Origin of the sequence: Geminocystis sp. NIES-3709 (assembly GCF_001548115.1) — a bacterium.
Taxonomy (GTDB): domain Bacteria; phylum Cyanobacteriota; class Cyanobacteriia; order Cyanobacteriales; family Cyanobacteriaceae; genus Geminocystis.
Genome location: NZ_AP014821.1, coordinates 450,181 through 474,826, shown reverse-complemented (window position 1 = coordinate 474,826; position 24,646 = coordinate 450,181). Strand labels below are relative to the sequence as shown.

General features: G+C 32.2%; 24 protein-coding genes. 13 read left to right on the top strand and 11 right to left on the bottom strand.

Annotation, left to right across the window (positions count from 1 at the left end; all coding sequences use genetic code 11):
* The first annotated feature begins 229 nt into the window (after positions 1-229).
* The 4 genes from rfbF to rfbC are packed head-to-tail and all read left to right on the top strand — an operon-like array spanning position 230 to position 3,775.
* Entirely contained in the window at positions 230-1,000 is a 771-nt protein-coding gene (gene rfbF / locus GM3709_RS01945) for a glucose-1-phosphate cytidylyltransferase (protein WP_066115765.1), read from the top strand.
* Positions 1,000-1,974: a GDP-mannose 4,6-dehydratase gene (locus GM3709_RS01940; protein ID WP_197671860.1), complete on the top strand. Its 975-nt coding sequence runs from the start codon at positions 1,000-1,002 to the stop codon at positions 1,972-1,974. Before rfbF ends, GM3709_RS01940 begins: the two co-directional genes overlap by 1 nt.
* Before the next feature lie 42 nt (positions 1,975-2,016).
* Positions 2,017-3,240: a class I SAM-dependent methyltransferase gene (locus GM3709_RS01935; RefSeq protein WP_066115761.1), complete on the top strand. Its 1,224-nt coding sequence runs from the start codon at positions 2,017-2,019 to the stop codon at positions 3,238-3,240.
* Between the two features lie 4 nt (positions 3,241-3,244).
* Positions 3,245-3,775 (top strand): dTDP-4-dehydrorhamnose 3,5-epimerase, encoded by a 531-nt coding sequence (gene rfbC / locus GM3709_RS01930; protein ID WP_066115759.1) that lies wholly within the window; start codon positions 3,245-3,247, stop codon positions 3,773-3,775.
* Between the two features lie 129 nt (positions 3,776-3,904).
* On the opposite strand, the gene GM3709_RS01925 is transcribed toward rfbC, so the two are convergent.
* The gene (locus GM3709_RS01925; RefSeq protein WP_066115758.1) at positions 3,905-5,089 is read right to left on the bottom strand and encodes a GNAT family N-acetyltransferase; all 1,185 of its coding nucleotides are present in this window, start codon (positions 5,087-5,089) and stop codon (positions 3,905-3,907) included.
* A 506-nt stretch (positions 5,090-5,595) separates the two neighbouring features.
* On the opposite strand from GM3709_RS01925, the gene GM3709_RS01920 reads away from it, so the two are divergent.
* Complete coding sequence (locus GM3709_RS01920) at positions 5,596-6,063, top strand: DM13 domain-containing protein (RefSeq protein ID WP_066115755.1); 468 nt, start codon at positions 5,596-5,598, stop codon at positions 6,061-6,063.
* Here the strand turns inward: GM3709_RS01920 and GM3709_RS01915 are convergent.
* The 3 genes from GM3709_RS01915 to lysA all read right to left on the bottom strand — a co-directional run bounded on the left by GM3709_RS01915 (position 6,060) and on the right by lysA (position 9,183).
* Positions 6,060-6,326, bottom strand: a complete 267-nt coding sequence (locus GM3709_RS01915) for a PepSY domain-containing protein (protein WP_066115753.1) — start codon at positions 6,324-6,326, stop codon at positions 6,060-6,062. The two genes, GM3709_RS01920 and GM3709_RS01915, sit on opposite strands and share 4 nt — an antisense overlap.
* Positions 6,327-6,681: 355 nt before the next feature.
* Positions 6,682-7,485, bottom strand: coding sequence for a hypothetical protein (locus GM3709_RS01910; RefSeq protein ID WP_066115751.1), 804 nt, complete (start codon positions 7,483-7,485; stop codon positions 6,682-6,684).
* A 297-nt stretch (positions 7,486-7,782) separates the two neighbouring features.
* Positions 7,783-9,183, bottom strand: a complete 1,401-nt coding sequence (gene lysA / locus GM3709_RS01905) for a diaminopimelate decarboxylase (RefSeq protein ID WP_066115749.1) — start codon at positions 9,181-9,183, stop codon at positions 7,783-7,785.
* Positions 9,184-9,398: 215 nt separating this feature from the next.
* Between lysA and GM3709_RS01900 the strand changes: the two genes are divergently transcribed.
* The 4 genes from GM3709_RS01900 (at position 9,399) to GM3709_RS01885 (ending at position 12,625) form a co-directional block, all read left to right on the top strand.
* Positions 9,399-9,632, top strand: coding sequence for a DUF2442 domain-containing protein (locus GM3709_RS01900; RefSeq protein ID WP_144439390.1), 234 nt, complete (start codon positions 9,399-9,401; stop codon positions 9,630-9,632).
* Positions 9,633-9,957: 325 nt separating this feature from the next.
* The gene (locus GM3709_RS01895) at positions 9,958-11,523 is read left to right on the top strand and encodes a hypothetical protein (RefSeq protein ID WP_066115747.1); all 1,566 of its coding nucleotides are present in this window, start codon (positions 9,958-9,960) and stop codon (positions 11,521-11,523) included.
* Between the two features lie 54 nt (positions 11,524-11,577).
* A complete protein-coding gene (locus tag GM3709_RS01890) occupies positions 11,578-12,105 on the top strand; it encodes a type II secretion system protein (protein ID WP_144439389.1) in 528 nt (175 codons plus the stop codon).
* On the top strand, positions 12,083-12,625 hold the full coding sequence (locus GM3709_RS01885) for a prepilin-type N-terminal cleavage/methylation domain-containing protein (RefSeq protein ID WP_066115743.1): 543 nt from the start codon (positions 12,083-12,085) through the stop codon (positions 12,623-12,625). The genes GM3709_RS01890 and GM3709_RS01885 overlap by 23 nt, the downstream gene beginning before the upstream one ends.
* 25 nt (positions 12,626-12,650) lie before the next feature.
* On the opposite strand, the gene GM3709_RS01880 is transcribed toward GM3709_RS01885, so the two are convergent.
* Together GM3709_RS01880 and GM3709_RS01875 are read right to left on the bottom strand one after the other, a co-directional pair.
* Positions 12,651-13,871, bottom strand: coding sequence for a DUF1501 domain-containing protein (locus GM3709_RS01880; protein ID WP_066115741.1), 1,221 nt, complete (start codon positions 13,869-13,871; stop codon positions 12,651-12,653).
* A gap of 15 nt (positions 13,872-13,886) precedes the next feature.
* Positions 13,887-15,299 (bottom strand): DUF1800 domain-containing protein, encoded by a 1,413-nt coding sequence (locus GM3709_RS01875; protein WP_066115739.1) that lies wholly within the window; start codon positions 15,297-15,299, stop codon positions 13,887-13,889.
* Between the two features lie 150 nt (positions 15,300-15,449).
* On the opposite strand from GM3709_RS01875, the gene GM3709_RS01870 reads away from it, so the two are divergent.
* Together GM3709_RS01870 and GM3709_RS01865 are read left to right on the top strand one after the other, a co-directional pair.
* On the top strand, positions 15,450-15,977 hold the full coding sequence (locus tag GM3709_RS01870; RefSeq protein ID WP_066121668.1) for a hypothetical protein: 528 nt from the start codon (positions 15,450-15,452) through the stop codon (positions 15,975-15,977).
* Positions 15,978-16,172: 195 nt separating this feature from the next.
* Entirely contained in the window at positions 16,173-16,529 is a 357-nt protein-coding gene (locus GM3709_RS01865; protein WP_066115737.1) for a Spx/MgsR family RNA polymerase-binding regulatory protein, read from the top strand.
* Between the two features lie 45 nt (positions 16,530-16,574).
* On the opposite strand, the gene GM3709_RS01860 is transcribed toward GM3709_RS01865, so the two are convergent.
* Together GM3709_RS01860 and GM3709_RS01855 are read right to left on the bottom strand one after the other, a co-directional pair.
* On the bottom strand, positions 16,575-16,898 hold the full coding sequence (locus GM3709_RS01860) for a helix-turn-helix transcriptional regulator (protein ID WP_066115735.1): 324 nt from the start codon (positions 16,896-16,898) through the stop codon (positions 16,575-16,577).
* 15 nt (positions 16,899-16,913) lie between these two features.
* A complete protein-coding gene (locus GM3709_RS01855; protein ID WP_066115733.1) occupies positions 16,914-17,510 on the bottom strand; it encodes a helix-turn-helix transcriptional regulator in 597 nt (198 codons plus the stop codon).
* Positions 17,511-17,652: 142 nt separating this feature from the next.
* Between GM3709_RS01855 and GM3709_RS01850 the strand changes: the two genes are divergently transcribed.
* Positions 17,653-18,432: a DUF4388 domain-containing protein gene (locus tag GM3709_RS01850; protein WP_066115731.1), complete on the top strand. Its 780-nt coding sequence runs from the start codon at positions 17,653-17,655 to the stop codon at positions 18,430-18,432.
* A gap of 16 nt (positions 18,433-18,448) precedes the next feature.
* Here the strand turns inward: GM3709_RS01850 and GM3709_RS01845 are convergent, their stop codons facing one another.
* On the bottom strand, positions 18,449-21,337 hold the full coding sequence (locus tag GM3709_RS01845; protein ID WP_066115729.1) for a CBS domain-containing protein: 2,889 nt from the start codon (positions 21,335-21,337) through the stop codon (positions 18,449-18,451).
* Between the two features lie 248 nt (positions 21,338-21,585).
* Positions 21,586-22,038, bottom strand: a complete 453-nt coding sequence (locus GM3709_RS01840) for a DUF29 domain-containing protein (RefSeq protein WP_066115727.1) — start codon at positions 22,036-22,038, stop codon at positions 21,586-21,588.
* A 346-nt stretch (positions 22,039-22,384) separates the two neighbouring features.
* Here GM3709_RS01840 and GM3709_RS01835 point away from each other — a divergent pair, with 346 nt between their 5' ends.
* Positions 22,385-23,503 carry a radical SAM protein gene (locus GM3709_RS01835; protein ID WP_066115725.1) on the top strand — a complete coding sequence of 373 codons (1,119 nt, stop codon included), beginning with the start codon at positions 22,385-22,387 and terminating at the stop codon, positions 23,501-23,503.
* A gap of 157 nt (positions 23,504-23,660) precedes the next feature.
* Here GM3709_RS01835 and GM3709_RS01830 read toward each other — a convergent pair whose 3' ends face one another.
* Positions 23,661-24,275, bottom strand: a complete 615-nt coding sequence (locus tag GM3709_RS01830; protein WP_066115723.1) for a peroxiredoxin — start codon at positions 24,273-24,275, stop codon at positions 23,661-23,663.
* Positions 24,276-24,646: the final 371 nt, after the last annotated feature.

The window sequence follows — 24,646 nt, the reverse complement described above, 5'->3', positions numbered from 1 at the left end:
GTAAGAGTTTTAGTTATTTTCAAGTATTAATAATAAATGCAAGTTAAATGCGTTTTAGCTTAATTAGGATGTGATGAAAAGCCTTTTGATGTTGAACTCAGATGATATTAGACATCAAATTATCTTTTTTTGATCAATCTTTCCTTATTCACAAATTTTAATCCCAAAAAAGATAACCCTTCTTGTCAAATAGGGTAAGTTAAAGATTAGTTAGTTAAAATAAGCAAACATGAAGGTAGTAATCTTAGCTGGGGGTTTAGGTACTCGCCTAGCAGAAGAAACAGAAATTATCCCAAAACCAATGGTAGAAATCGGCGATCGTCCTATCCTTTGGCACATTATGAAAATCTATGCCCATTATGGGTTTAATGATTTTTTTATTGCTTTGGGATATAAAGGAGATTATATTAAACGCTACTTTTTAGATTATTGTCACATCAACTCAAGTATGACTATTAATTTAAAAAATGGCCATATTAATACCCATGAGAATAAAGCAGAAGATTGGCAAATTCATCTCATGGATACAGGATTAGATACGATGACAGGTGGAAGAATCAAGAGATTACAACCTTGGTTAGAAAATGATACTTTTATGGTGACTTATGGGGATGGAGTTAGTAATATTAATATTCAAGAATTATTAGAATTTCATAAATCCCATAAATGTTTAGCAACCGTTACCGCAGTCCGTCCACCAGCTCGTTTCGGTGGTTTAATGTTTAAAGGAGATTTAGTTGATCAATTTACGGAAAAACCCCAAGCAGGAGAAGGTTGGATTAACGGAGGTTTTTTGGTATTTGAACCAGAAATTTTTGATTATTTAACAGGGGATGATGATGGTTTAGAAGTTGCTTTACTGGAAAAATTAGCTGATAAAGGACAATTAGCGGCTTATCGTCATCAAGATTTTTGGCAATGTATGGACACTTTGAGAGATAAATACCGCTTAAAAGATTTATGGGATAGTGGAAATCCCCCTTGGAAAGTGTGGGGTTAATGATGAATAAATTTTGGCAAGATAGGACTGTATTTATTACAGGTGCAACGGGATTAGTCGGCGGTTGGCTAGTTAAATATTTAATTAATACTGGGGCGGATATTGTTTGCTTAATTAGAGATTGGATTCCTCAAAGTTTACTAATACAAACTAAAGATTTTGAAAAAGTTAAGATTGTTAGGGGAGATATTACAGATCAGTGTCTATTAGAACGTATTTTAGGGGAATATGAAATTGATACCGTCATTCATTTAGCGGCTCAAACCATTGTTGGTGTTGCCAATCGAAACCCAATTTCTACTTTTGAAACTAATATCGCTGGTACTTGGCGATTATTGGAGGCTTGTCGTCTTAGCCCTACCGTTAAGCAAATTGTTGTGGCATCCTCTGATAAAGCCTATGGTGATCAATTAATCTTGCCCTATGATGAAACTACACCCTTACAAGGAAAACATCCTTATGATGTCAGTAAATCCTGCTCTGATTTAATCGCCCAAACTTATGCCCATACCTATAATTTGCCATTGGCGATCGCTCGTTGTGGTAACTTTTATGGTGGTGGTGATTTAAACTGGAATCGGATTATACCCGGTACAATTCGATCGATAATTAAAGGAGAAAATCCGATTATTCGCTCTGATGGGAAATATATTAGAGATTATTTATATGTGGAAGATGGAGCTAATGCTTATATGTTATTAGCCCAAAAATTAGCGGAAAATTCTGAATTAAGAGGAGAAGCATTTAATTTTTCTTTAGAAATAAAATTAACCGTTTTAGAATTAGTTAATCATGTTTTAAAATTAATGAATTCTGACTTACAACCAAAAATAATAAATCAAGCTAGTAATGAAATAACTGCCCAGTTTCTCAACAGTAAAAAAGCGAGAGAAATATTATCATGGACACCTTTATTTGAATTAGAAAAAGGTTTAGAGAAAACTATTAATTGGTATCGAGAAAGTTTGAAATAAATTTTATAAAATCTAATCCATTAATCCATAAAATATAAAATAATGCAAAATTTTTCTTGTCGTAGTTGTGGAAATTTAAACTTAAATTTAGTATTATCTTTAGGGAAAACACCTTTAGCAAATCGCTTACTAACTAAAAAACAATTAACGGAAGACGAACCAATTTACCCTTTAGATGTGGTTTTTTGTCCCGATTGTAATTTAGTACAGATTACTGAGACTATACCACCAGAAATATTATTTAAGGATTATTTTTATTTTTCTTCTTTTTCTGATACCGCTTTAGAAAATGCCCAAAATATTGCAAATTATATTATTAATAAATATCAATTAAATAAAAATAGTTTAGTAATAGAAATAGCTAGTAATGATGGTTATTTATTGCAAAATTATCAGCAAAAAAATATCCCCGTTTTGGGAATTGAACCTGCTCAAAATATTGCTAAAATTGCCCAAGAAGAAAAAGGAATTAATACGATAACCGAATTTTTTAATGCAGAATTAGCAAAAAAATTAAAATTACAAAATAAACAAGCTGATGTAATTCATGCCAATAATGTTTTAGCTCATGTAGCAGATTTAAACGGGGTAGTTGAGGGTATTAATATTTTATTAAAACCTGAAGGAATAGCTGTAATTGAAGTACCTTATTTAAAAGATTTAATTGATCATTGTGAGTTTGATACTATTTATCATGAACATCTTTGTTATTTTAGTTTGACGGCACTGGATAACTTGTTTAACCGTCATAATCTTACTATTTTTGATGGGGAAAAAATATCGATTCATGGCGGTTCATTACGTCTATTTATTGGTAAAAATAAATCTCAATTAAAAACTATAAAAGATTTATTAAAAGAAGAACAAAACTTAGGAATTAATCAATTTTATTATTATGAAAATTTTGCTCATAAAGTAGAAAAATTAAAAATTAATTTAATAGATTTATTACATAGATTAAAAGCAGAAAATAAAACCATTGCGGTTTATGGTGCTTCCGCTAAAGGTAGTACATTGTTAAATTATTTTAAGTTAGGGAAAGAAACGATCGATTTCGTTGTCGATCGTAGTACGATTAAGCAAGGATATTTTACACCTGGAACACATTTACCAATTTATGATCCTGCTAAATTATTAGAAATAATGCCAGACTATGTTTTACTATTAACTTGGAATTTTGCAGACGAAATCTTACGACAACAAGCAGAATATAGAGATAAAGGAGGTAAATTTATTATTCCTATTCCTGAGTTAAAAATAGTTTAATATTATGATATTTTTTGAAACGAAACTCAAAGGCGCATATATCATTAAACCAGAAAAAATAACTGATGAAAGGGGTTTTTTTGCACGAAGTTTTTGTCAAAAAGAATTTAATAAATATAGTTTAAATTCTAATTTTGTACAATGCAATATTTCTTACAATAAAATTAAAGGAACTTTGCGAGGAATGCACTATCAAAATCTTCCCTATCCCGAAGCAAAATTAGTCAGATGTACTCAAGGAGCTATTTATGATGTTATTATTGACTTGCGGAAAAATTCGCCGACTTTTAAGCATTGGATTGGAGAAAAATTGACTGCAAAAAATCATAAAATGATTTATATTCCTGAAGGTTTTGCTCACGGTTTTCAAACTTTAGAAGATGATAGCGAAGTGTTTTATCAAATGTCAGAATTTTATTATCCCGAATGTGCAAAGGGAATTAAATTTGATGATCCTAATTTTAAAATAGAATGGCCGATAATTAATAAAATAATTTCTGAACGGGATATTTCTTATCATTTGTGGGATGAATAAAGACGAGAAAAAATATGAACAATAGCTATTATATTCCAGATGTTTTTTTATGTATTTATCCATATTTTCATTATTTTACCTAAAACCTAACACCTACCTTCACCAGAATACTTTTTCAGCTACCTTTAATTACTCATTAGAATTATGGGAGTCAGGATGATTTGGTAAGGATGAAGAATTATAGGTATTTTCTAACCACGATTTTATCCAGGGGGTAGGAATAGGTGTATGTACTGGTTTTAAACCGTTTAAGACTTCGGGAAGGTTTAAGGATTCTAAGGGTTTAGCTTCTCGCAATTTATGCCACACCGATCGAGACATTAGTAAATTTTGATCAACTCTTTCTGCACCTAATTTTTCTAAATATTCTTCTCTTTCTGGTTGATAGTCTGAGGAAGTGACTAATAAAGATTGAGGAGGTAATGATTGAATTACCGTAGCCATTTGACTGATAAGTTTCGGATAAAGCCATGTATAGGCAGGATGTACCGTTAAAATTGCTTCGTGAGGTTTACTACCATCTTTTGATAAGTATAGTTTAAAATACCCGATGGCCGCTTTTCTCTGAGGCTCGAATACATAAGCACTAATTTCTGAACTATGAGTCAACCATCCTTGAATTTGTTGAAGGATAAAACGTCCCAATCCCATTTTAAAATCATCAATGTGACGATCGAAAACTTGTCGTAGCATAGGAGGCATGGAAACACAGTCTAATTGATAGAGTAGTTTTGCATCAGCATTACTAACGGGTAATAAATTCGGTAAATTAGGTTCTTGTTGTGCTAACTTTTGTAACAAGGTTGGTGGACAATGCCAATGAGTTATTTGTGCGAGGGGTTGAAAACCATTTTCTCTATATAATCCTAAAGTATTTTTCTCATTTACATTTACTTCTAATACCCATGTTCTAGCTTCCCAAATTTTTTCAAAACAGTGTCGCAGGAGTTGTGAGCCAATGCTACGATTACCGATAAGTAAATGACTAATAGAAGTATTGTAATTAATCAAAACCTGTTCTACTTTCCAAGTGCTACGAGTATGATTAAAGGGTGCAACTTGAATTAAACCCTGTATTTGTTGATCTTTTTCTGCGACATAAATATAAAAATCATTGCTTACAGAGAATAATTTTGATAACTCTAATAATCCATAAAAACTTTGATATTTTTGCACTCTCTCTAGCAAAAGTGCTTGACAATTGTTATATTCGATCGACAACCGTTGTTGTAATAAAGTAGAAACAGAATTAAGATCACGATACTGTATGGCACGAATTTTTAAAGAAGATTTGGAGCAAGTGGAAGTATTCATAAGGAAGATGGCGTATTTAATAGTAATAGGTTAAATAGGAAAAAATTAATATCCGTAAATAGAAAAATTGGTAGGTAGGTTTAGAAGTCAGAAAAAGAAAAAAACATCTAAAATTTATTAAAAATAAAGGGTTTGATTGATCATTTTAAGGAGTGTGACTGAATACTAACGATTTTCTACTTTCCTCATCATTTTCTTTGATTTTCTATCTACTGAATATACCTGCAAAGGTTATAGTTTCGTGTTATGAAAAGTTTTTTATTTTTGTCTTGTTGCTCATTGTTACTAAAACAATACGTTAGTAAACTCTAATTAATAATATTTTGTGATTTTCAATTTAATCTTATTTTAGCTTAACTGAAAATTTATTCAGGCAAATTATATCGATACCTCATTTAGATTTTATTCGACTGATTATTTTCTCAGACACTAGCCAGACACTTCTCATACTCGATCGACACAATAGTAATCAATAAAAAGAATAAATTAATTTCGGAGTCATAACCATGAAAATTTCTCAACTCAAAACCGTCAAACTTTCTGCGATCGCATTAATTATTTCCGGTAGTGGTTTATTTATGATGAACCAACTTTCAACTCCAGTTCAAGCTAACAATGTAACCCCTGTAATTATAGCTCAAAATCCTATTAAAACAGGTAAATTTGTCACTGTTAAACAGGAAAAACAAACTACAGGAGAAGTTAAAATAATTACTGAAAATGGCAAGCGCTATTTAGAATTAAGCAGTGATTTTACCACAGCAAAAGGTCCTGATGTCCAAGTAATTTTACACCGTAACGCTCAAATAGAAGTTAATCCCAAACAAACAGAATATTTTAATGTTGCCATGTTAAAAAGTTTTAATGGTGGACAACGCTATCTTATTCCTGATCATGTAAACATCAATGATTTTAAATCCGTAGGTATTTGGTGTCGTGAATTTAACGTTACTTTTGCTTTCGCCACTCTTTAATCCTCTTGTTTATCACTGAGAATATCACCAGATACTGGATTGACTTTTAATTCTCGTTTTTGATTATTACGATAGGCTTTGATTTCCCAACCTTGATTATCGTCATAATCAACATCAACTATAGGAGAATAACCTGTATTCTCTAAATTTTTTATAATTTCTGATAAAGGTTTGGCGTTGCGTGGAGGTTTATCATCAGCCGACACAGAAGGTGCGATCGCCATTCCTATTAACAAAAGTAATGCAAAAATTGTTTTTTTCATAGATAAATTTTGTGTGTGTTTACGAGATATATATATTATTCCTATATGTGTGATGGATCTTAGCTTATCAGATTATTTAATTAGGGTTTGTTGTTGGGAATCAGAAGACTATTAAAATCAGGGGTTTCTGCATATTACATCAACAAAAAGTGCGTAGTTTTAGTAATTATTACTCAAAAACCTAGCATTTTTCACTTATTTTTTTAAGAACCAGCTTATTTATGTATATACTACACAAAATCTCAAAATCTTGATTTTTCATTATTTTACCTAAAACCTAACATCTTCCCTCATCAAAATACGTTTCCAGCAACTCCTAATTACTTTAGTGTTTATGGGTAATCAAGAAATCAATCTATTGTAACAATCGACAATGCCCTTCTCCAACGTGTCCTAAAGATCTAAAATTATCTACTAACTTACCATAATCTTCTGGAGTTAAACTATTTTTTAAACTAGATAAATCAGTATTTAAAACTCCATTGGTAGCAAGATTGCTCAGAGGTTGAAATCCTAATGCTCCAAGATTTAATTCATCATCAGCAGAGGTTTCTTTATCTCCGAAGATATGATCAAAATGAAATGTTGTTTCTAATTCGGCACTTTTTCCTTCTTCTAAAATTCCCTTTCTTTCATCCCCGATAAATTCTCCACAAACATAACTTAATTCTAAGGGAATATTAATAGTAAATTTGATAGTCTTACTGTCTTTAGTTGCCGTGCCGTCAAGAACGATACTATTAAAATTATTGTTAACTAATTTCCATGTAAGAGCATTATACTGACCGATCGGAGCGATTACTTCTGTAACTTTTATAGGAGGAGCATTTTCGTCTCCTTCTGCCAAATTAATAGTGACGGGTTTATCAATTATAGAAATGGATTTTATCGGTTGTAACTCTCCTTCTCCTTCTGCACTAAAAGGTGGATTGGTTTGATGAGCGATCGTCTCTCCTAGAGTAACATTAACATTATTAAAATCGATACGCCATCCGTCTTTGCTAACAAATCCTTGACGAACAAAATCTTCTCCATTAGCAACTAGAGTTAAAGAGGCTTGAGCAATAGATTCTTCTGGGGTGACTTGATTAGGAGTGCAACTAGATAATAATAAGGAGATAAGTAAAGTTTTGAGTGCAATATTCTGACAATTTTTCACGATTTAAGCTCATTTCTGTAATTCTGTTCTTTTTTATCTTGATTGAGTTATCTCAAAGATTCAATACCCCCAATAGGTAATTAATTAGGAATTACGACGAGACTTTACAGCGCTTTTCCAATCAATGAACTAGATTTTCTATCTCTCGCAAAGTCGCAAGGGAGAATACAAAGTGTGGTTTAAAAGTAGGGTGAGCATTGCCCACCAATTATTAGCAGTTTTTAGAATATTGCCGGTAAAATTGACATTTTCCCAAAAACTGGCATTTTCTTTTTCACAAATCGCCTAAAACTCAGATTAACTTAACCGACTGGGTATTAAGTCTTGTTTAACTAAATCGTCATAGGTTTCACGGCGAATAATTAAGTTTGCTTCTCCTTGATTGACTAAAACCGCCGCAGGACGAGCTAAACGATTATAATTAGAAGCCATACTGTAGTTATAAGCTCCTGTTGCTAATACCACTAACACATCTCCGGGTTGGGTATCGGGAATCTCAATGTCTTTGATTAAAATATCTCCTGATTCACAATGTTTTCCGGCGATCGTAACTTTTTCTGTATTACCTTCACGCATTTTATTGCCAATCACTACTTGATAAAGAGATTGATAGGTAATTGGGCGGGGATTGTCTGACATTCCACCATCTACCGATACATAAGTTCTGATGTCAGGGATAACTTTTCTTCCGCCTACGGTATAAGCAGTAACACACGCTGTTGCAACCATCGATCGACCGGGTTCGGCAATAAGTTTGGGAAGGGCTAAATTTCTTTCTTCACAGGCTTTTTTAACTGCCGTAGCAACAGTTTTAACCCATGCTGTAATACTTGGGGGATCATCAGATTCTGTGTAACGAATACCTAAACCACCACCAACATTTAACTCTTTCACGGGTAAACCATAATCAAGAGCTTTTTTAAACCAATCAGCTAAAACTCCTGCTAAGTCGTGATGAGGTTGTAATTCAAAAATTTGTGAACCTATATGGGCGTGTAAACCAATACAATTAATATATGACTGCTGTTTGACAAAAGTAAATACTGCTTCTAGTTGATGGACAGAAAAACCGAATTTACTATCGATGCTCCCAGTACGGATATATTCGTGGGTGTGGCATTCAATACCGGGGGTTAAACGAATTAAAATATTAACGCATTGCTGTTTTTGAGCGGTTAATTGGGCTAGGGTTTCCAATTCTAACCAGTTATCTACAATTATTTTACACTGAGAATCGATCGCAAGTTCTAACTCACTTACAGATTTATTATTACCGTGCAAATAGATTTTATCGCTAATTTGATTTTCAGTATAACCACTGATTTCTAAGGCTTTAGTTGTTGTATAAAGTTCTCCGCCAGAAACCACATCAAAACCGATACCTTCACTAGCCAAAATGCTGACGATCGTCATACAACTCCATGCTTTAGAGGCGTAAATAACTTGAGATTCACCCGGATAAAACTCTTTAAAAGCATCCCGATATTGAGTCGCACAAGTACGCAGGGTTTTTTCATCGAGAATATACAAAGGAGAACCAAATTGAGTTACTAATTCAGTAACATCGCAACCACCTATTTCAAGGTGATTTTGTTCGTTGATAGTGGCAGTAAGAGGTAATAATCTTTGATTGGGGGAACTTTGAGAATCAGAAGTTAAGATTAATTTTTCTGCTGTAGATTTTTCTGTTAGTAGCATTACTGAATAATTATTAATTAATATAGAGTTTTGACAGATATAGGATTTTTTTTTAATAATCTGTAATATTCCATTTTAACTGAATTAGGTCGATCGAGAATATCCCACATTGCAATCCCCAAAAAACTATTATTAAATCTATGACATGAACAATAAAGGTATTAGAGAAATTAAAAAGAAGATATATAACGAAAAAATTACACTAAGTTGAACAAATCCAGTTTGAAGGTAATGATTTAATTATATCGATCGATAGTCAGATGTACCGTTTTCCTTTATCTAATATTTCTAAAAAATTACTAAAAGCTGATAATACGGAACGCAATATATATAAGATTTCTCTTTCTGGTTATGGTATCCATTGGTTGATTATTGATGAAGATTTATCTATAGATAGTTTATTAAAATTAGCTCAACTTAATCACTATCAATTACCTAAAGTAAGCTAATATCAAGTTCCCATAATTACTTATAAAAAAATAGAAATGTAATCTTAATTCAATATATTGAAGTATACCGGAGATTCCTCTCTATGGCTCGTAATGACAATTGATCATCCGAACTTGATCTAAGACGTATTTAAGAATTATCAATAAAAATTAAGTAAGTTTTGAAAAGTGAAAGAAGATATTTTATAAATATTCAGTAAAATTACTAATACTTAAACCCTAATTTAAAGTTATCATAAAAAATAGAATAATTATATTTTTAACTATACAAAAATACATTAAGAATTTTAAAGTAAAAATTAAGATTGAAAGAGGGATTACAAAAATGAAAAAAAACACGGAAGACTTACGAAACTTATTAGTATGGGCTTATCGGAGTAATATTTTAAAAGGCCAAAATAAGGAAACAGGTAATACTTTGATTATTGCGATGAGTATTGGTTTACTTGTCCTTATTGCTAGTAGTTTATCCGTTTTAAGTTCTTCTAAAGATAAAACGAATGCTCAAGCAGGAGAGTTTACAAAACAAGCGATGGGAGTCGCAGAATTAGGGGTAACAAGAGTTCACAATTTTCTAGCAAAAAACTCAAAAGTTGCGGAATTTCCACTAGATCAATGGGCAACTCAAGCAGGTACAATGCAAGTACAAGGAACTTTTAGTAACACGTCTGGTTCTAATTCTACCTGTTCTGCTTTAACTAGCTCAGGAGGGGGAACAACCGTTGCAACATTAGTAGATACATTTAAAACTAATGGAGATACTGTAATAAATAACGCTTCCACGGCGGCAGATTTTAAGAAAGGTGGATTTAAGGTAACAAATTATACTTTAGCTGACGTTAATCTTAATACATCAGGTGTTACGACTTCTTCGCTTCAAACTCTAGCAGGATCTGTCGCTGTAGGACAAACCTATGGTCATGGTATTTTAACCGTTGAAGGTCAAATTAATCCTAATGCTACCTCTTTGTCTAATTTATTTGCTTCTAACCCCAACAATTCCAAAACGAAAATCGAAGTAGCTATTCCTTTGAAAAAAGCAACAGTTAATGTGCCTTTACCTGGAGTTTGGATTAGTAGCCAAGAAATTGGTTCTCCCACAAATAGTGTTATCAATGCTACTTTGTTAGTGCCTGATTGTGAAAATATGGGCTTGAATATCATGCCGGGTAATAGTGTAATTATTTCTAGTATTCAGTTTCCACCGTTACCAACTCCGCCCTCTGATACAAATCCTAACTACTATGATTTAGGTGATATTGACGATTCCTTGAGATTGCCTAGAAATGGTGATTCACCGATCGAAACTCAATCTATTACTCATAACGGCACGACTTATAGTGTTCCAGTTTATAAATACAAAGTTGATGATATTGAACTCAATGGAGGAGAACAAATTAAAATTGTGCCAGGAAGAAAGGTTATTCTGCATCTCTATGGTAATATTGATATTGGTGGTAGTCAGGTAATTGATAATAGTTGTGACATTGGAATTGGCTACGTTTGTAATTCAACGACTAAAGTTGTTACTTATCTTTTAGGAAGTCCTAGTGTTTTTAGACGAGAAAATTTGCAGGTTTTGGGTTATGGACAGAATACTGGGGGAGCTACAAGCCAAGAACCCCATATTTGTTTAGCTGGTGGTGCAGAACTTTTCGGCTTTGTATTTGCACCTGATTACGCTGTAGGAGCGGCAGGTACAGGTAGTGGTAATGGTATTACTGGTGCTGTATGGGCGAGAATGTTTAACCCTCCTAGTACTTGTGGTTCTAATACTGGTCAAGTCGTCGTCGTTCAAGATATTACTGACTGGGCTTCCGTTGGTTTGATGCCGACAAATATCCCCCCCAAAATCGATAATATTGTTAAATGGGAAAGAAAAGGAAATTAGAAAGGGAACAAATTACTGACAATTTTTAACTTGATCAAGGGTTATTAAATAAAGATGTTATTCAAGTTTATGTCGATCGATCGTAAAGGTAAAAAACAGGGAGGATTTTCAGTCCTCGAAGTGCTAGTAACAATTTTAGTGCTTAGTGGGTTTTTACTCGGTTCATTACAAGCGACAGTTTTAGCCACATTATTGAGGGTACAAGCCCAAGATAAACAAGATGCGGCTAACTGGTTACAACAGGATTTAGAGTTGGTTCGTTATCAGGCTTTTCTTTTAGATAATCCCACGGAGGCTTCTGGATTAACTCCCACTAAAGCTAATGCCTGTAGCGGTTCTACCTATGGACAAAGGCTACAAGATTTTATTGATGGTGTTTATGCTTCTACGGCAACTGTGACAGTAAATACCAAATCTTATAATGTTACTCGCACTTATACTAATTCTGGAAATATTCTAAGAATCGCTTATCTTGTTGAATATGGTACGACTCATCCACGATATAAAGGTAGTGGAGCAAATAATACATTAGCAGAACTATCAACGGAGGTTATACCCAATGCGGCGCTTAGTTGTTCTTAATTTGATGAATAAAGAAAGTGGTTTTAGTTTATTAGAATTAGTGGTTGTATTCGTGATTATGGGAATTGTCAGTGCCATCGGCGCTCCTAGTTTAGTGGCTTCTCAAAGACAAGGAAGGGTTAATGAAGCCTTTAGTAAAATTAGAAGTGCATTATTAGAAGCCCAACTGAATGCCAATCGTCAGAGTGCTACTTGTACCCTTACGATCGCCACTACTGGGGTAACAGCCACTACTCAAGGGTGTCTTTTAGAGAATATAACGGTTGATTCTAGTATTGTTGATATTAATTCTAGTGCAGGTACATTACCTCAAACTATTGCATTTGCATATCAAGGAACAACTGCCAATGCTCAAGTATTACAAATTAGACGCAAAAATTTTTCGGGTACTGCTATGCAAGAAACAGGTAAATGTATTATTATTTCCTCGATCGGTATGATACGAACAGGAATTTATGATAGTACGGCAACTTCTAATTGCAATAATGCAGAAAATAAACGTTATGACAGTAATCCTTAAAATTAAGAGTTATTTAACTTATTTCTCAAGATAAAAAATTAAGGTTATTTTTTTGATTAAAATTGGGTAAAACTTGACTAATTAATTGTTCCGATAAGTTAAAATTCTTACTTAAAATATGCGCAATCGGTTCACGGAAATCTGTGGAAACATTAACGTCTCTACCTTCAAATAATTGATCTGGTTTTAATGTTTGCCATTCTCCATAAAATTGTCCCCCTTTAATATTTTTACCAATAATCCACATTACATTGCCTCTACCGTGATCAGTTCCTTTATTACCATTTTCTTTCACTGTGCGTCCAAATTCTGACATTACAACGATAGTAGTATCATTATAAGTATCTCCTAACTCTTTAACTAAAGTGGCTAATCCTTTTCCTAAAGGTGCTAATCGTTGATTTAAAGCGGCGGATTGATTTACATGGGTATCCCATTCACCCAAATCGATAAAGCCTAGCTGAGTGTTAGCTTCTCCTTTCATTAAAGTAGCTATTTGCTTGACTTCTTGAACAAAATTAGAACTAGAAGGTGCATTTTTTGATGATTCCATCATGTCTTTTTCTAAATCCCTCATAAATATTTCTCTTGTTTGTTTGCCTTGTTGATAAGCCAAACTTAAGGGATCATTGCCATTGTAAAGTTGAGTAAAAATTTGATTTATTTCTGAACGATCAAGGGGTTGTTTTTTGATATTCTCTTTTATTCTAGGTAAATTAGCCACAGGCATAGAACCAGTTAAGATTTGAGGAGTTGTCGAGCCCACATTAACCGCTTGAGTGGGATTTTTCTCCCCTAAAATGGCTAATAAACGATTCATCCAACCTTGAGTGACTTTTTCACTGCCGGGAATACCATTTTCCATATAGTATTGTGCTTGAAAATGCGATCGAGTATTTGTTGTCAAACCGCAACCATGAACAAAAGTCAGTTGTTTTTTTTCCCACAATGGCATTAAATCTTTTAAAACGGGATTTAAACCAAAATAACCATCTAAGTCTAATACTCCATTTTTTTCATTAGGGGCTGGAAGTGCGATCGTCGGGCGATTGTCATAATATTCATCTTCTTCATGGGGTACAATTACATTTAAACCATCAACTCCCCCCCTTAGAAAAACCACAATTAATTTTTTTTGTGAGACAGTTTTTCCTAGTGTTTTACCTACCCAACTATTAACACCGATAGGGATGATTAAGCTACCAGTGAATAATGCCATTTGTTGTAAAATAGTTCTTCTTTTCATAATTTTTTATTAAAGTTATTTGTACATCATTTCAGGACTACCTAATATTAAAGCTGACTGCCATTTTTGATCTGTATTTTTAATAAGCTCGATCGTTTTACTAGAGAAAAAATCAGTAAAGTTTTTAAAAAATGTACGAGGATTAACTTGAGAATTATTATTTATTTTTTCATTTTTACCACTAGATATATTAGTCGCAAAATTAACTCTTTTTATCATAGCATCTGGACTTAACCATGCTGATTGAATATTTTTATAACCATCAGGGGTTACACAATTATAAGGAGACATGGCTAAATCTCTTAAAGTTGCCATTGTTGAAGTCAAAGGAGGATTTTCTATATTTCTTATTCTTAAAAGAGAAATCACATATTGATAAGGAGTTTTAAATTTATTTCCATAATATTTACTATCCCAAAATTCTTCACTATCAAATAATTTTCCTAACACAATCTTAATATCTCCCTGAGTATCCAGAAAAGTTTTAGCAAGTTTTTTCACAAGACTATTAGGAGGATTATCTGCTACAAAAAATTGAGTTAATTTATAACTAATATAATTAGCTGTTGAAGGATGATAAGCTAAAATATCTAAGGCTTGATAAACTTCTTCTATACCAGAACCTTTGATTGTATGACCTAAAAAATTTTTATCTCCGTAATCATGTAAACTTTCAAAAAAATAAAATCCATTTTCATTTTGAGGGGTTTTTTGATTCATTATTCCCCATCCTGTCAAAATACGAGCCAAACTAATAACATCTTCCTGAGTATAGCCTCCATTTACTCCCAACGTATGGAGTTCCATCAATTCCCTCGCATAATTTTCATTTAAACCTTTAGAGGATTTTTTATCTCTGGGACTCACATTTTGCCAGTTATCCAAGTAATATAACATTGATGGGTGTTGTGCCGTTGCTTGTAATAAATCTCGAAATTTCCCTAAAGCATGAGCTTGTATTGCTTGTGTCTCATAATTATGAATTAAAAATCTTTGATAATTCGGTAATTTATTGGCAAAAACGTTAAAGTGATTAAACCAAAAATCTGTCATTAATTCTTCTAATTGACGAGGATTATTTACAGACTTATAAATCTTTAGATCTAAGGTTTCATTAAAAAATTTACGTCTTTCTTGCTTTATGTATTTTTTTTGTTTATCAGATAAACTTTCTTTTCCCTCATCAGAGAGAAGATACTTTACATAATAGTTTTTAAAGATGTCTGAGACATTCATTTTTAAACCTTGATACTCATTAATTTTATCAGTTAAATTAGCAGAAATATCAATATTTTTGGAGTTTAATTGTTCTGTAATAAAAGTACTAATTCCTACACGATCGAGTTTATTAATATCTGTAGTTGTCATTCCAAAAGTAATTCTATTACTTATATGAAAATTTTGTTGTGAAGATGATAAAGAAGTCATTTTATTGAACCAGAATATCTATAGATTTGTTATAACATATAAAAATGTTTGTTTGGGGAGTTAAAGTTTTTTGCAGTAAATCTTGACTACAAAAATAGCTCTATCAGATAGTTATATAATACTTTTATGTGGAAAAAATTAAAAAAAAAAATGAATTTAATTGCTCATGAAAATATTACTTTTGAAGAAGCCATCAATTTAACCACAAATTTTATTGAACAAATACCTCAATTATCTGAGTCAGAAAAAAGCTCGATCGTATCTTCTTTAGTTTTAACAGAAAATGGAGCAAGGGGGTTTTTTGTTACTTATTTAACTCATGAAAATTCTATTGTCGATGGAGTATCATCAGGTATTATTGAAGGTTTAAAAACTTCTCCAGAAATTGTCAGCGAATTATTAGTCAAAAATGTGGCAATGTCCACGGCAATGAAAATAACCCATACTAGAAATAATAATTTAGAAATGGCGGAAAAATCTTATGGAGTTACTCAAAGAAGTTTAATGTTAATAAATAAATTATCTTTACCACAAAGTAACGAAAAAATAATTTCTTTAACTAATACTATAAAAGATAAAAAAGGAGTTTATCAAGACTTTTTAAATCGATGGGGATATGATGATGAACAAAAACAAACAATCCTTGATATTTTTAACAAAAATGAGTTTTCTATTTAATCTAAAAACCTTAAATAACTTAATAAAGAATGACTTTTGTAGAGTAGTTATGATAAATTAGCTATCACCTAAATATAGTCTTAATCATTTTAAAAATTCCATTGTTATAAAACCCGCAGTTTTAATTTAACTTAATATCTACTACCTAATACCTAACACCTTTTATTGAAAATATTTAATATCTGACTCAAAATTATGACTTTATTAGTATATGGAATTCCTAATTGTAGTACTTGTAAAAAAGCTCTCACATGGTTAGAAGAAAACAACGTAAATTATCAATTTATCAATACAAAAGAACATCCTCCTTCAAAAAATTCGATCGAAAATTGGGTAAAATCTTTGGGAATAAAATCGATGCGCAATACTTCTGGCTTATCTTATCGTGCTTTAGGAGAAGAAAAAAATACATGGACGCAAGAACAATGGATCGATGCTTTTGCTCAGGATGCTATGCTTTTAAAAAGACCTTTATTTGTCAAAAATAATCAAGGGGTTTTAGTGGGATTTCGGGCGAATGAAACCGTCAAAAAAGAACTGTTATGTAATTGAATTTTTTTAATTCTACAATCAAGTTGTTTCTTTTAAAATTCTCAATTAATCTTGACAAATGCGAGTAGGAAGTGTCACGATCGATCGTCTAAATTCAGATAAATATTGTTCTAAAACCACCATTTTGACTAGATTTATACTGTAGTATGTCCATTTCCCTTCCTGACGAGTATTAACTAAATTTGCTTCTCGTAAAGTTTTGAGATGAAAAGATAACTTTGATTGAGATATTTCTAAAATTTCCGTAATTTCACAAACGCATAATTCTCTGGTGCGCAACAAATCTAATACCTGCATCCTTTTACTATCCGATAAAGCCTGAAAACCTTTGACAAGACTTTCCGTATCATTAATTTCTTTTAAAACCATAAATAAGTTAATAATTTATTCATTGTTTATTGTTACAGGGCTTACTTTAGCACGGTATAACAACTTATCTTTTTGACGATAACCAACATAACGTATTTCCACTTGGGTAGGGTTATCATCATCACCATAATCCATTAATTCATGTTCTTGAGGATTATAAGTAACTATATCACCAACTTTTCCGATCGAGTCTATCTCCCAAGAGGATAATAACTTATTGAGTGGTTCAAGTAAAGGTAACAAACGAATAGCCGGCAAATCAGGATTATTTTTTACCGCATAACTAAAGGTTGGTAATTGCAATAGCAAAGACTCTAAAATAGAAATAGTTTCCCGTTGATATTCATTTATTATACTGGTTGTTAATTCCTCATTTTTTGTCCCTGAATCTCGATCATCTATATTCTCTAACTTTTCAATCAACATGGTGACAGATATATTGAAAACTTGAGCTATTTTCTTTAACACTCCCAAAGGGATATGATCTAGTAAATTATTTTCTAAACGATAAAATTGTAATTCTGAAACCTGACTTTTACGACTTAGTTCAAGGTAATCGTTGATTTCCACTTCCTTCATCAAATTTTGTAGAATTGTATTGGTTTTCATCATCTTTCTTTATTCCCTAAAATATTTATTGAACTTGCTCAAATAAAGATAAACTAAAGAATGTTAGTGTAAATTTTATTTCATCATCACTGTTCATCATAAGATCAATTTTAGTAACCTTAATCACTGAATGTAAATTGTAGTAATGACAGAATCCAGCAAATCTCCTAAAGTTCCTATTCGAGAATTTATCGGTTCAAGACAGTCTAATCTATTTCAAACTCTCAAACAACCTCAGTTTACTGGCGAATTAATATTGGGATCATCCAAAGGTGAAGAATGGACTTTTTATCTTTACCTAGGAAGAATTATTTATGCAACTGGCGGTAAACATCCCGTAAGAAGATGGATTAGAAATGTGACGAGATTTGCACCGGCTTTAATTACTTATTTACCTTCCATTGACAAAAAGGCTTTAAATAAAGATAGTTTACAGAAATGTTGGGAATATGAGTTATTAAATTATTGGTTAGAACAACAGTTAGTTACTAGACAACAATTAAGCCAAATTATACGCAATGCCATTGTCGAAATTTTATTCGATGTTACTCAAGCGATGGAAATTGTTTTTCAGTTAAATACTTCTCAATCTTTACCGAGTCAATTAGTTTTTATTGATGCAGATCAGGTTATTGTAGAAGCATGGGAAGATTGGCAAAAATGGCAAGGTGCAAAATTAGCCGATCGTTTTCCTAATGATTGTCCCCTAGTTCGTCAATCAGATCAACTAAAACAAAAAACCTCACCAAAAACTTATCAAATCATGATGAAATTGTTTAACGGCAAAAATACTTTACGAGATTTAAGCCTACAATTAAATCAAGATATAATGTCAATGACAAGATTAATGTTACCCTATATCCAATTGGGATTAATTGACCTAATTTCTGTTCCTGATACTCCTTTACCTTTATCAAAAATTTAAGTAAAATTAAACTTCTTTAATAACAAGGATATTTTTTAAAAATCAAGTTTTTCGCTTCCTGAAAATTATTGATTTTTCCGTCTAAATATAATCCCTGTATTTCAGTTAATATTTGTTTATATTGTTTACTTGGTTTATAACCAAATTTTCTTAAGTCATCGCCATTTAAAATAGGTTTAACTTTACTCCATTTCATTAGATATTTCCAGATAGTGCTTCTGATGTTTTTATTATTTTTAACAGCAATTAATAGCAAAGAAATAGATTGATAACTTGATAAAAATTTTACTTTTTGACTGATATTTTGATAAGAAAATAATTCGGTTTTAATTTTTTCATTATTAATTGATAGATATTTTAATCTTTCAATACTATCTTTCGGTAATTGCAAATTTTCTGCGACTTTTACTCCTTCTTCAAAGGATGCCAAAATAATTTCTAGTCTTAATAGCCAAGAAGATACTTTCTGATTTTTTTCATCTAAATTATAATATTTTAACCATCGATCGAGACAACGAATTTGCCACCACAATTGAGGAGTCAATTTACAATTATTATGGAGACATTTTAAAGCATTAATTTCAGCTAATAATTTTAAAGCAGGTTTCCAATATTGAGCTTGAAGAATATAATTTAACTCTGCTTTTAAACGAGTTGTTAAAGCAGGAATAGAGGTTTTTTCGAGGCTGACTCTTTCATAAACTCCACAGGAAATAGCATAATTAATATATTCTCTCGTTTGTGCCTCAATGGTGAAATTTAATCTCACCGCAAATCTTACCGCCCGAAAAATTCTGGTAGGATCTTCAATAAAGCTATTAGGATGCAAAACTCTGATAAGATTCGATCGTAAATCCTCTAAACCACCAAAAAAATCTAATAACTCACCACCATGAGGATTAGTAAGACGAATAGCTAAAGCATTAATAGTAAAGTCTCGACGATATAAATCTTGACGAATAGAGGAAGATTCAACTTCAGGATTGGCCGCTGGATAAGGATAGAATTCCGTGCGAGCGGTGGCAATGTCCACCCATAATGAATCTAAAATTTCGTCTTTATGCCATAACAACGCCGCCGTCTGAAACTCTCCATGAATACTCAGTCGGGCTTGAGGATAAAAACTTTGTAACGCTTCCGCTAATTTTACTCCTGCCCCTGTAATTGCTGTGCGGTGAAAACCATCGACGACTAAATCAATATCTTGTAAAGAAAAAGTTTGATATTCTTCTGTTAACAATAAATCTCTAACCCCACCACCTACTAAATAGAGATGCCATCCTTGACTTTGTGCATAACTAGCCCCTTGTTGTAATAACGTCCAAATAGGGGGATGTAAATGTTTCGCTAAAGAAGGAGAAAGGCAAGATAACAAAGGAGAATTTTCTTCTTGGGTAAAATTATCAATGTTTTGCCTAGTTTGATGAAGATACCTTAAAACATCGGTACGAGTAACAATACCCAACAACTCATTATCGGCAATAACAGGCAATCTACCAATATCATTACTTACCATCAACCCCTCAATTTCTCCTAAAGAAGTATCAGGATGAATAACTTGCACATTTTTTGTCATATAACCCTTAACAGGTGCATGGGAAAAACCATGATGTAAAGCTAAATCAATATCACGGCGAGAAATAACCCCTTGCAATTCTGCTTTACTATTAACGACGAATAAACCTGAATGCCCATAACGTAGTAAAATCCGTTGAGCTTCTTCTATAGTAGTGGAAGGGCGAATTGTCCGCACAGGAGATGACATTAAATCTCTTGCCATGAGGGGAGGAGGAATTAAATTTTTAATGCGATGTAATAAATTATCGATCACATCTTGAGGATTTTCACAACGAAAACAAAAGGAAGCGGCACTACTATGACCTCCTCCGCCAAAATCTGTAAAAATAGAGGCTAAATTGACAGATTCTAACTTACTTCGTCCAATGACGGTTAATTTTCCTTTGTTACTTTCAGAATTAACGTCTAAATTATCAAGTGTAATTATTTTTTTATTATCATAATTCGCCTCTAAATCCCCAACTGTAGGGACTTTTTTTTCTTCCCGTATTTCTATCTTGCTATTTTCTGAGAAGTCACCCCCAGATTTAGCAGTAAGGGGGTAAGGCTGAGAAGATTTATGTTTATTGTAAAAGTGTCCAAATAATAAAACATCAATTTCTACTAAATTTCTAATTCTCTCAGTTAAGTTAGACAATCCGGCAATAAAGTTAGGAGTTTCTAACAAAATCCATGCCACGCAACTACCGTTAATCGTCTCGGTTTGCAAATCTTTTAATACTTTGGGCAATAATTCTTGTAACTGGGGAGATAAACTAGGCTCGACATATTCTCCTAAAGTACGCATATTAACCCCTTGACTCATTAACCATGCTAAAGCGGCAGCATCCCTAGGGGTGGTTTGCTCAAAAGTAAGTGAGCCGGTGTCAACATGAATACCCAAAGCCATAACGGTGGCTTCGATATTAGTCAGAGTGATTCCGTTTTGTTGCAAAAATTCACAAATTAAACTGGCACAACTGGCCACTTTTTTTATATGCTTTATGGTAGTGGCCTTAATATGCTCATTTTTACTAGGATGATTTTCCTCATGATGATCGTAGATAGTAATTGATTCTAAATGTTCTAAGTGTAACCATTCTACTACTTTTCCTAGTCGATCGAACTGGTTAGTATCCACAATAAATAAACGTCTGATTTTTTGAGGATTAACACTACGAAATTCAATTAAATCAAATTCATCTCGATGTAAAGCTAAAAACCTTCTCACGGAAGGATGAGCACCACCAGTTAAAACAATTTTTGCTCCTTGATGTAGCTTTGTTAAACCAACTGCTGCACCTAGTGCGTCAAAATCGGCCGTTTGATGACATAAAATTAAGTCCATTTTTGGTCAAAAGTAAATAAACTAAACATTTTTGTTAATGTAATGTGCCTAAACTTTTAATTTTTATAGCCTTCTGACTCTCAACAGCAGATCCTAATTAAATTAAGACTGTTTATAATCAATGATCCTAACTATTGCCTCTGGCCTTGTGTCTATTGCCTGACTTCTACCCTCACCAATATTTCACAACGAACCTAGGATTGCTATAAAAGTAATTGCTTTTGCTACCTAATTTAACCAGAATTTATCTAAAAGTAATCATCATCTAAAATTTGTTCTAAACTATAAGGACAAGTATCTGGAAAATCAACTATATTTTCAGTTTTTTGTTTTACATATCGTAAGACTTTACTGTAAATTTTATCTAATTCTTTTTCTAAATAAATAATTAAATTATTAGTTAAGTTATTGTCTAATTGGTTACGAAAACTGATTATTTCAACTTTCCAGTGATTGCTATTTCTATCATATTCTTTACTCCAATACTGTAGCATTAATAAGTGTCGAATAATTTGTTCTAATAAACTAGCGACTCTAGCTTTATCTCTTTTACTCAAACTTTCTAATTCCTCAATTAAATTCTCTAAATCTAAATCATTAAAACGCTTTTCTTTTAGTAAATCTACGGTTTTTTCTAACCATAAATGATCATCAATTTCATATAGAGATTTTAAATCTATTTTATCGGTAACTTGTGTCATATTATTTTGATAAGTAAATAAAATTTGTGGATATTCGAGTTTGAATATGATATTTTTTAAAGAAAAAAGAGGTAATTTTGTTATTTATTGCGATCGAGTGATTATCATTTAATAATAACCTCAGTTCGAGATAATAATCTTTGATGTTAGTAGGTTTTGGACTTTAGAAGTTAAGTTTTAGGTTAATTTTTGACTGCTTTTGATTAATGGATTTAATCTTGATAAAATCAACGCCAGATTTTTTTCATCAATTCTTTGAGCTAATTTCTAATACCTAACACCTTATCTTCTCCGATAATTTTATAAGTCACTCAGGTTAATAATAACTCAGAACAAAATAATATAAATGAATAAAGAAAGTATCTCCCCCAAAAAAAAGAAAAGTATTTGGCAGTTAGCAAAAGAAAGTATTATTGATGGTGGGCCTAGTATGTGTCAGTTTGCTATTACAAGTGCTTGTAATGCTACTTGTGGATTTTGCAACTTTGCCGTAGATAAAATGCCGATCGAACAACGCCGTTATGTTAGTTTAGAAGAAGCAAAACAAGCGGCCGAAATTCTTTATGAAAATGGAGTTTATTTTATTATCTATGTAGGAGGTGAACCGATGCTACATCCTCACCTAATGGAAATAATTACTCATGCTTCTAGTATTGGGATGGCACCTATGCTAGTCACTAATGCGTCACTTTTGACTAAAGATAGGATAGATGAATTGGCAAAAACAGGGTTAGTTAGTGTTATTATTTCGATCGATGCTTCAGAAGTAACAAAACATGAACAAAATAGAGGTTTAAGGGGAGTTTGCGATCGAATTAAATTAGCTAATCAACACTTTAAGAAGTATAATATCAGTACAACAGCTTCTGTCACCATGTCACGGTTAATTGACGACTATAAACAACTACCGCCTTTTTTAGAATCTCTGGGTTTTGACAGTGTAACTTTTTCTTATCCTTTAACCACTCTTGCCTCGTCTTATTTAGGTTATGCAGAATCGAATTTAGTCGATTATACCAAAGAAGAATTAGACCAAAGATTTGAAGCTATTAAAGCCTTAAAAAAAGAGTTTCATGTAGTTAATCCAACAGCTTCTATTGAAGATATGCAACGACATCTAAAAGGAGAAACAGAGAATTTTGGTTGTTTGGGAGGGTGGAAATTTTTTTACTTAGACTGGTTTTTAAACCTTTATCGCTGTCATAATTGGGCTGAACCGATGTGTCATATAACTGAATTTGATGGTTCACAACGTATTAGGGATAATTGTACAGCTTGTATGATGGATTGTTACCGAGATTCTAGTGTGATGCAACACATTGCCGTTTCTGTTAGTGATGGAGTCCAAGCCTTAAGAAAAGGTAATTTAAAAGAAGCCTTTAATCATTGGTTTAATCATAATAATCTAATTTCTTTACGATCGGTAATTGAAGAAGCAAAATGGCTAAAAACTATTGATAATTAGGGTTTACTTCACAGTCTTTTGATAAAGATTAGGTGTTAGGTAAAGAGAGGGAAAAGAGAATAGAAAACAGAGAAAAGTAATAAGAATTGATTTACTTCAATTATTTATTACATTTAATACTTTTTGATCAACTTAATTTTTTTATGGTTAATTTGATCTAGGTAGCTTCATTTCTGGTTTCTTTTTCAACAGTGGAGAAATACACTTTTGATTTTACAGGATCAGGATTCATGGTTTTATCCCCTTCTTGCCAACCGACAGGACAAACTTCATTATCATGGGATTGCACATATTGAATGGCTTTTAATACCCTTAAAGTTTCGTCGACACTACGACCAAAAGAAAGATTATTAACAGTAATGTGTTGAATAATGCCGTTTCGATCGATGATAAATAAACCTCTTAAAGCAACTCCAGCATTAGGTTCTAACACATTATAAGCAGTACTAATTTCTTTTTTTAAATCCGAAATCAAAGGATAATTAATGTCACCAATACCGCCTTGTTTTCTCTCTGTTTGAATCCAAGCTAAATGAGCAAATTCACTATCCACAGAAACCCCTAAAATTTCCGTGTTTAAAGCCTTAAATTCATCATGACGATCGCTAAAGGCAATAATTTCTGTGGGACAAACAAAAGTAAAATCCAGAGGATAAAAAAATAAAATGACATACTGACTTAAATAATCTGATAATTTAAGAGTTCTGAAGTCTTGATTTATTACGCTAGTAGCGGTAAAATCTGGTGCTTTTTGTCCTACTTGAATGCCCATATTTATTATCTCCATCAAAATAAATTAATATTACTCTAAATAATTTAAAATTTAAGATTAGCAATTACCCATTATTTACTATTAATTATGTATCTTCTACAGTAGTGATGATAAATTCAGATAAAATAAACGTTATAACGTTTGCACTATAAAGATTAGAAGAATTAACAATTGAATTTGTTATAGATTGAGAGTTTGCATTTCACCTAACACCTAACACCTAATACCTAAAACCTTTTTCAAGGAATAATTTATCACGACGAGAAGTAACAGAGTCTTAATTATTAATTATTAATTATTCACTATGCTAGGATGAGGGGTATTGGTTATAATTTCAGAATGTTAAATATAAATTAGCCCCGACGAAGTTC

Coding starts and splice junctions, on each gene's coding strand:
- lysA (WP_066115749.1), bottom strand. CDS start 9,183: ATGCTACTAACAGAAAAATCTACAGCAGAAAAATTAATCTTAACTTCT.
- GM3709_RS01940 (WP_197671860.1), top strand. CDS start 1,000: ATGATGAATAAATTTTGGCAAGATAGGACTGTATTTATTACAGGTGCA.
- GM3709_RS01880 (WP_066115741.1), bottom strand. CDS start 13,871: ATGAAAAGAAGAACTATTTTACAACAAATGGCATTATTCACTGGTAGC.
- rfbF (WP_066115765.1), top strand. CDS start 230: ATGAAGGTAGTAATCTTAGCTGGGGGTTTAGGTACTCGCCTAGCAGAA.
- GM3709_RS01855 (WP_066115733.1), bottom strand. CDS start 17,510: ATGATGAAAACCAATACAATTCTACAAAATTTGATGAAGGAAGTGGAA.
- GM3709_RS01915 (WP_066115753.1), bottom strand. CDS start 6,326: ATGAAAAAAACAATTTTTGCATTACTTTTGTTAATAGGAATGGCGATC.
- GM3709_RS01875 (WP_066115739.1), bottom strand. CDS start 15,299: ATGACTTCTTTATCATCTTCACAACAAAATTTTCATATAAGTAATAGA.
- GM3709_RS01845 (WP_066115729.1), bottom strand. CDS start 21,337: ATGGACTTAATTTTATGTCATCAAACGGCCGATTTTGACGCACTAGGT.
- GM3709_RS01865 (WP_066115737.1), top strand. CDS start 16,173: ATGACTTTATTAGTATATGGAATTCCTAATTGTAGTACTTGTAAAAAA.
- GM3709_RS01920 (WP_066115755.1), top strand. CDS start 5,596: ATGAAAATTTCTCAACTCAAAACCGTCAAACTTTCTGCGATCGCATTA.
- GM3709_RS01935 (WP_066115761.1), top strand. CDS start 2,017: ATGCAAAATTTTTCTTGTCGTAGTTGTGGAAATTTAAACTTAAATTTA.
- GM3709_RS01925 (WP_066115758.1), bottom strand. CDS start 5,089: ATGAATACTTCCACTTGCTCCAAATCTTCTTTAAAAATTCGTGCCATA.
- GM3709_RS01895 (WP_066115747.1), top strand. CDS start 9,958: ATGAAAAAAAACACGGAAGACTTACGAAACTTATTAGTATGGGCTTAT.
- GM3709_RS01850 (WP_066115731.1), top strand. CDS start 17,653: ATGACAGAATCCAGCAAATCTCCTAAAGTTCCTATTCGAGAATTTATC.
- GM3709_RS01860 (WP_066115735.1), bottom strand. CDS start 16,898: ATGGTTTTAAAAGAAATTAATGATACGGAAAGTCTTGTCAAAGGTTTT.
- GM3709_RS01890 (WP_144439389.1), top strand. CDS start 11,578: ATGTTATTCAAGTTTATGTCGATCGATCGTAAAGGTAAAAAACAGGGA.
- GM3709_RS01830 (WP_066115723.1), bottom strand. CDS start 24,275: ATGGGCATTCAAGTAGGACAAAAAGCACCAGATTTTACCGCTACTAGC.
- GM3709_RS01835 (WP_066115725.1), top strand. CDS start 22,385: ATGAATAAAGAAAGTATCTCCCCCAAAAAAAAGAAAAGTATTTGGCAG.
- rfbC (WP_066115759.1), top strand. CDS start 3,245: ATGATATTTTTTGAAACGAAACTCAAAGGCGCATATATCATTAAACCA.
- GM3709_RS01870 (WP_066121668.1), top strand. CDS start 15,450: ATGAATTTAATTGCTCATGAAAATATTACTTTTGAAGAAGCCATCAAT.
- GM3709_RS01885 (WP_066115743.1), top strand. CDS start 12,083: ATGCGGCGCTTAGTTGTTCTTAATTTGATGAATAAAGAAAGTGGTTTT.
- GM3709_RS01840 (WP_066115727.1), bottom strand. CDS start 22,038: ATGACACAAGTTACCGATAAAATAGATTTAAAATCTCTATATGAAATT.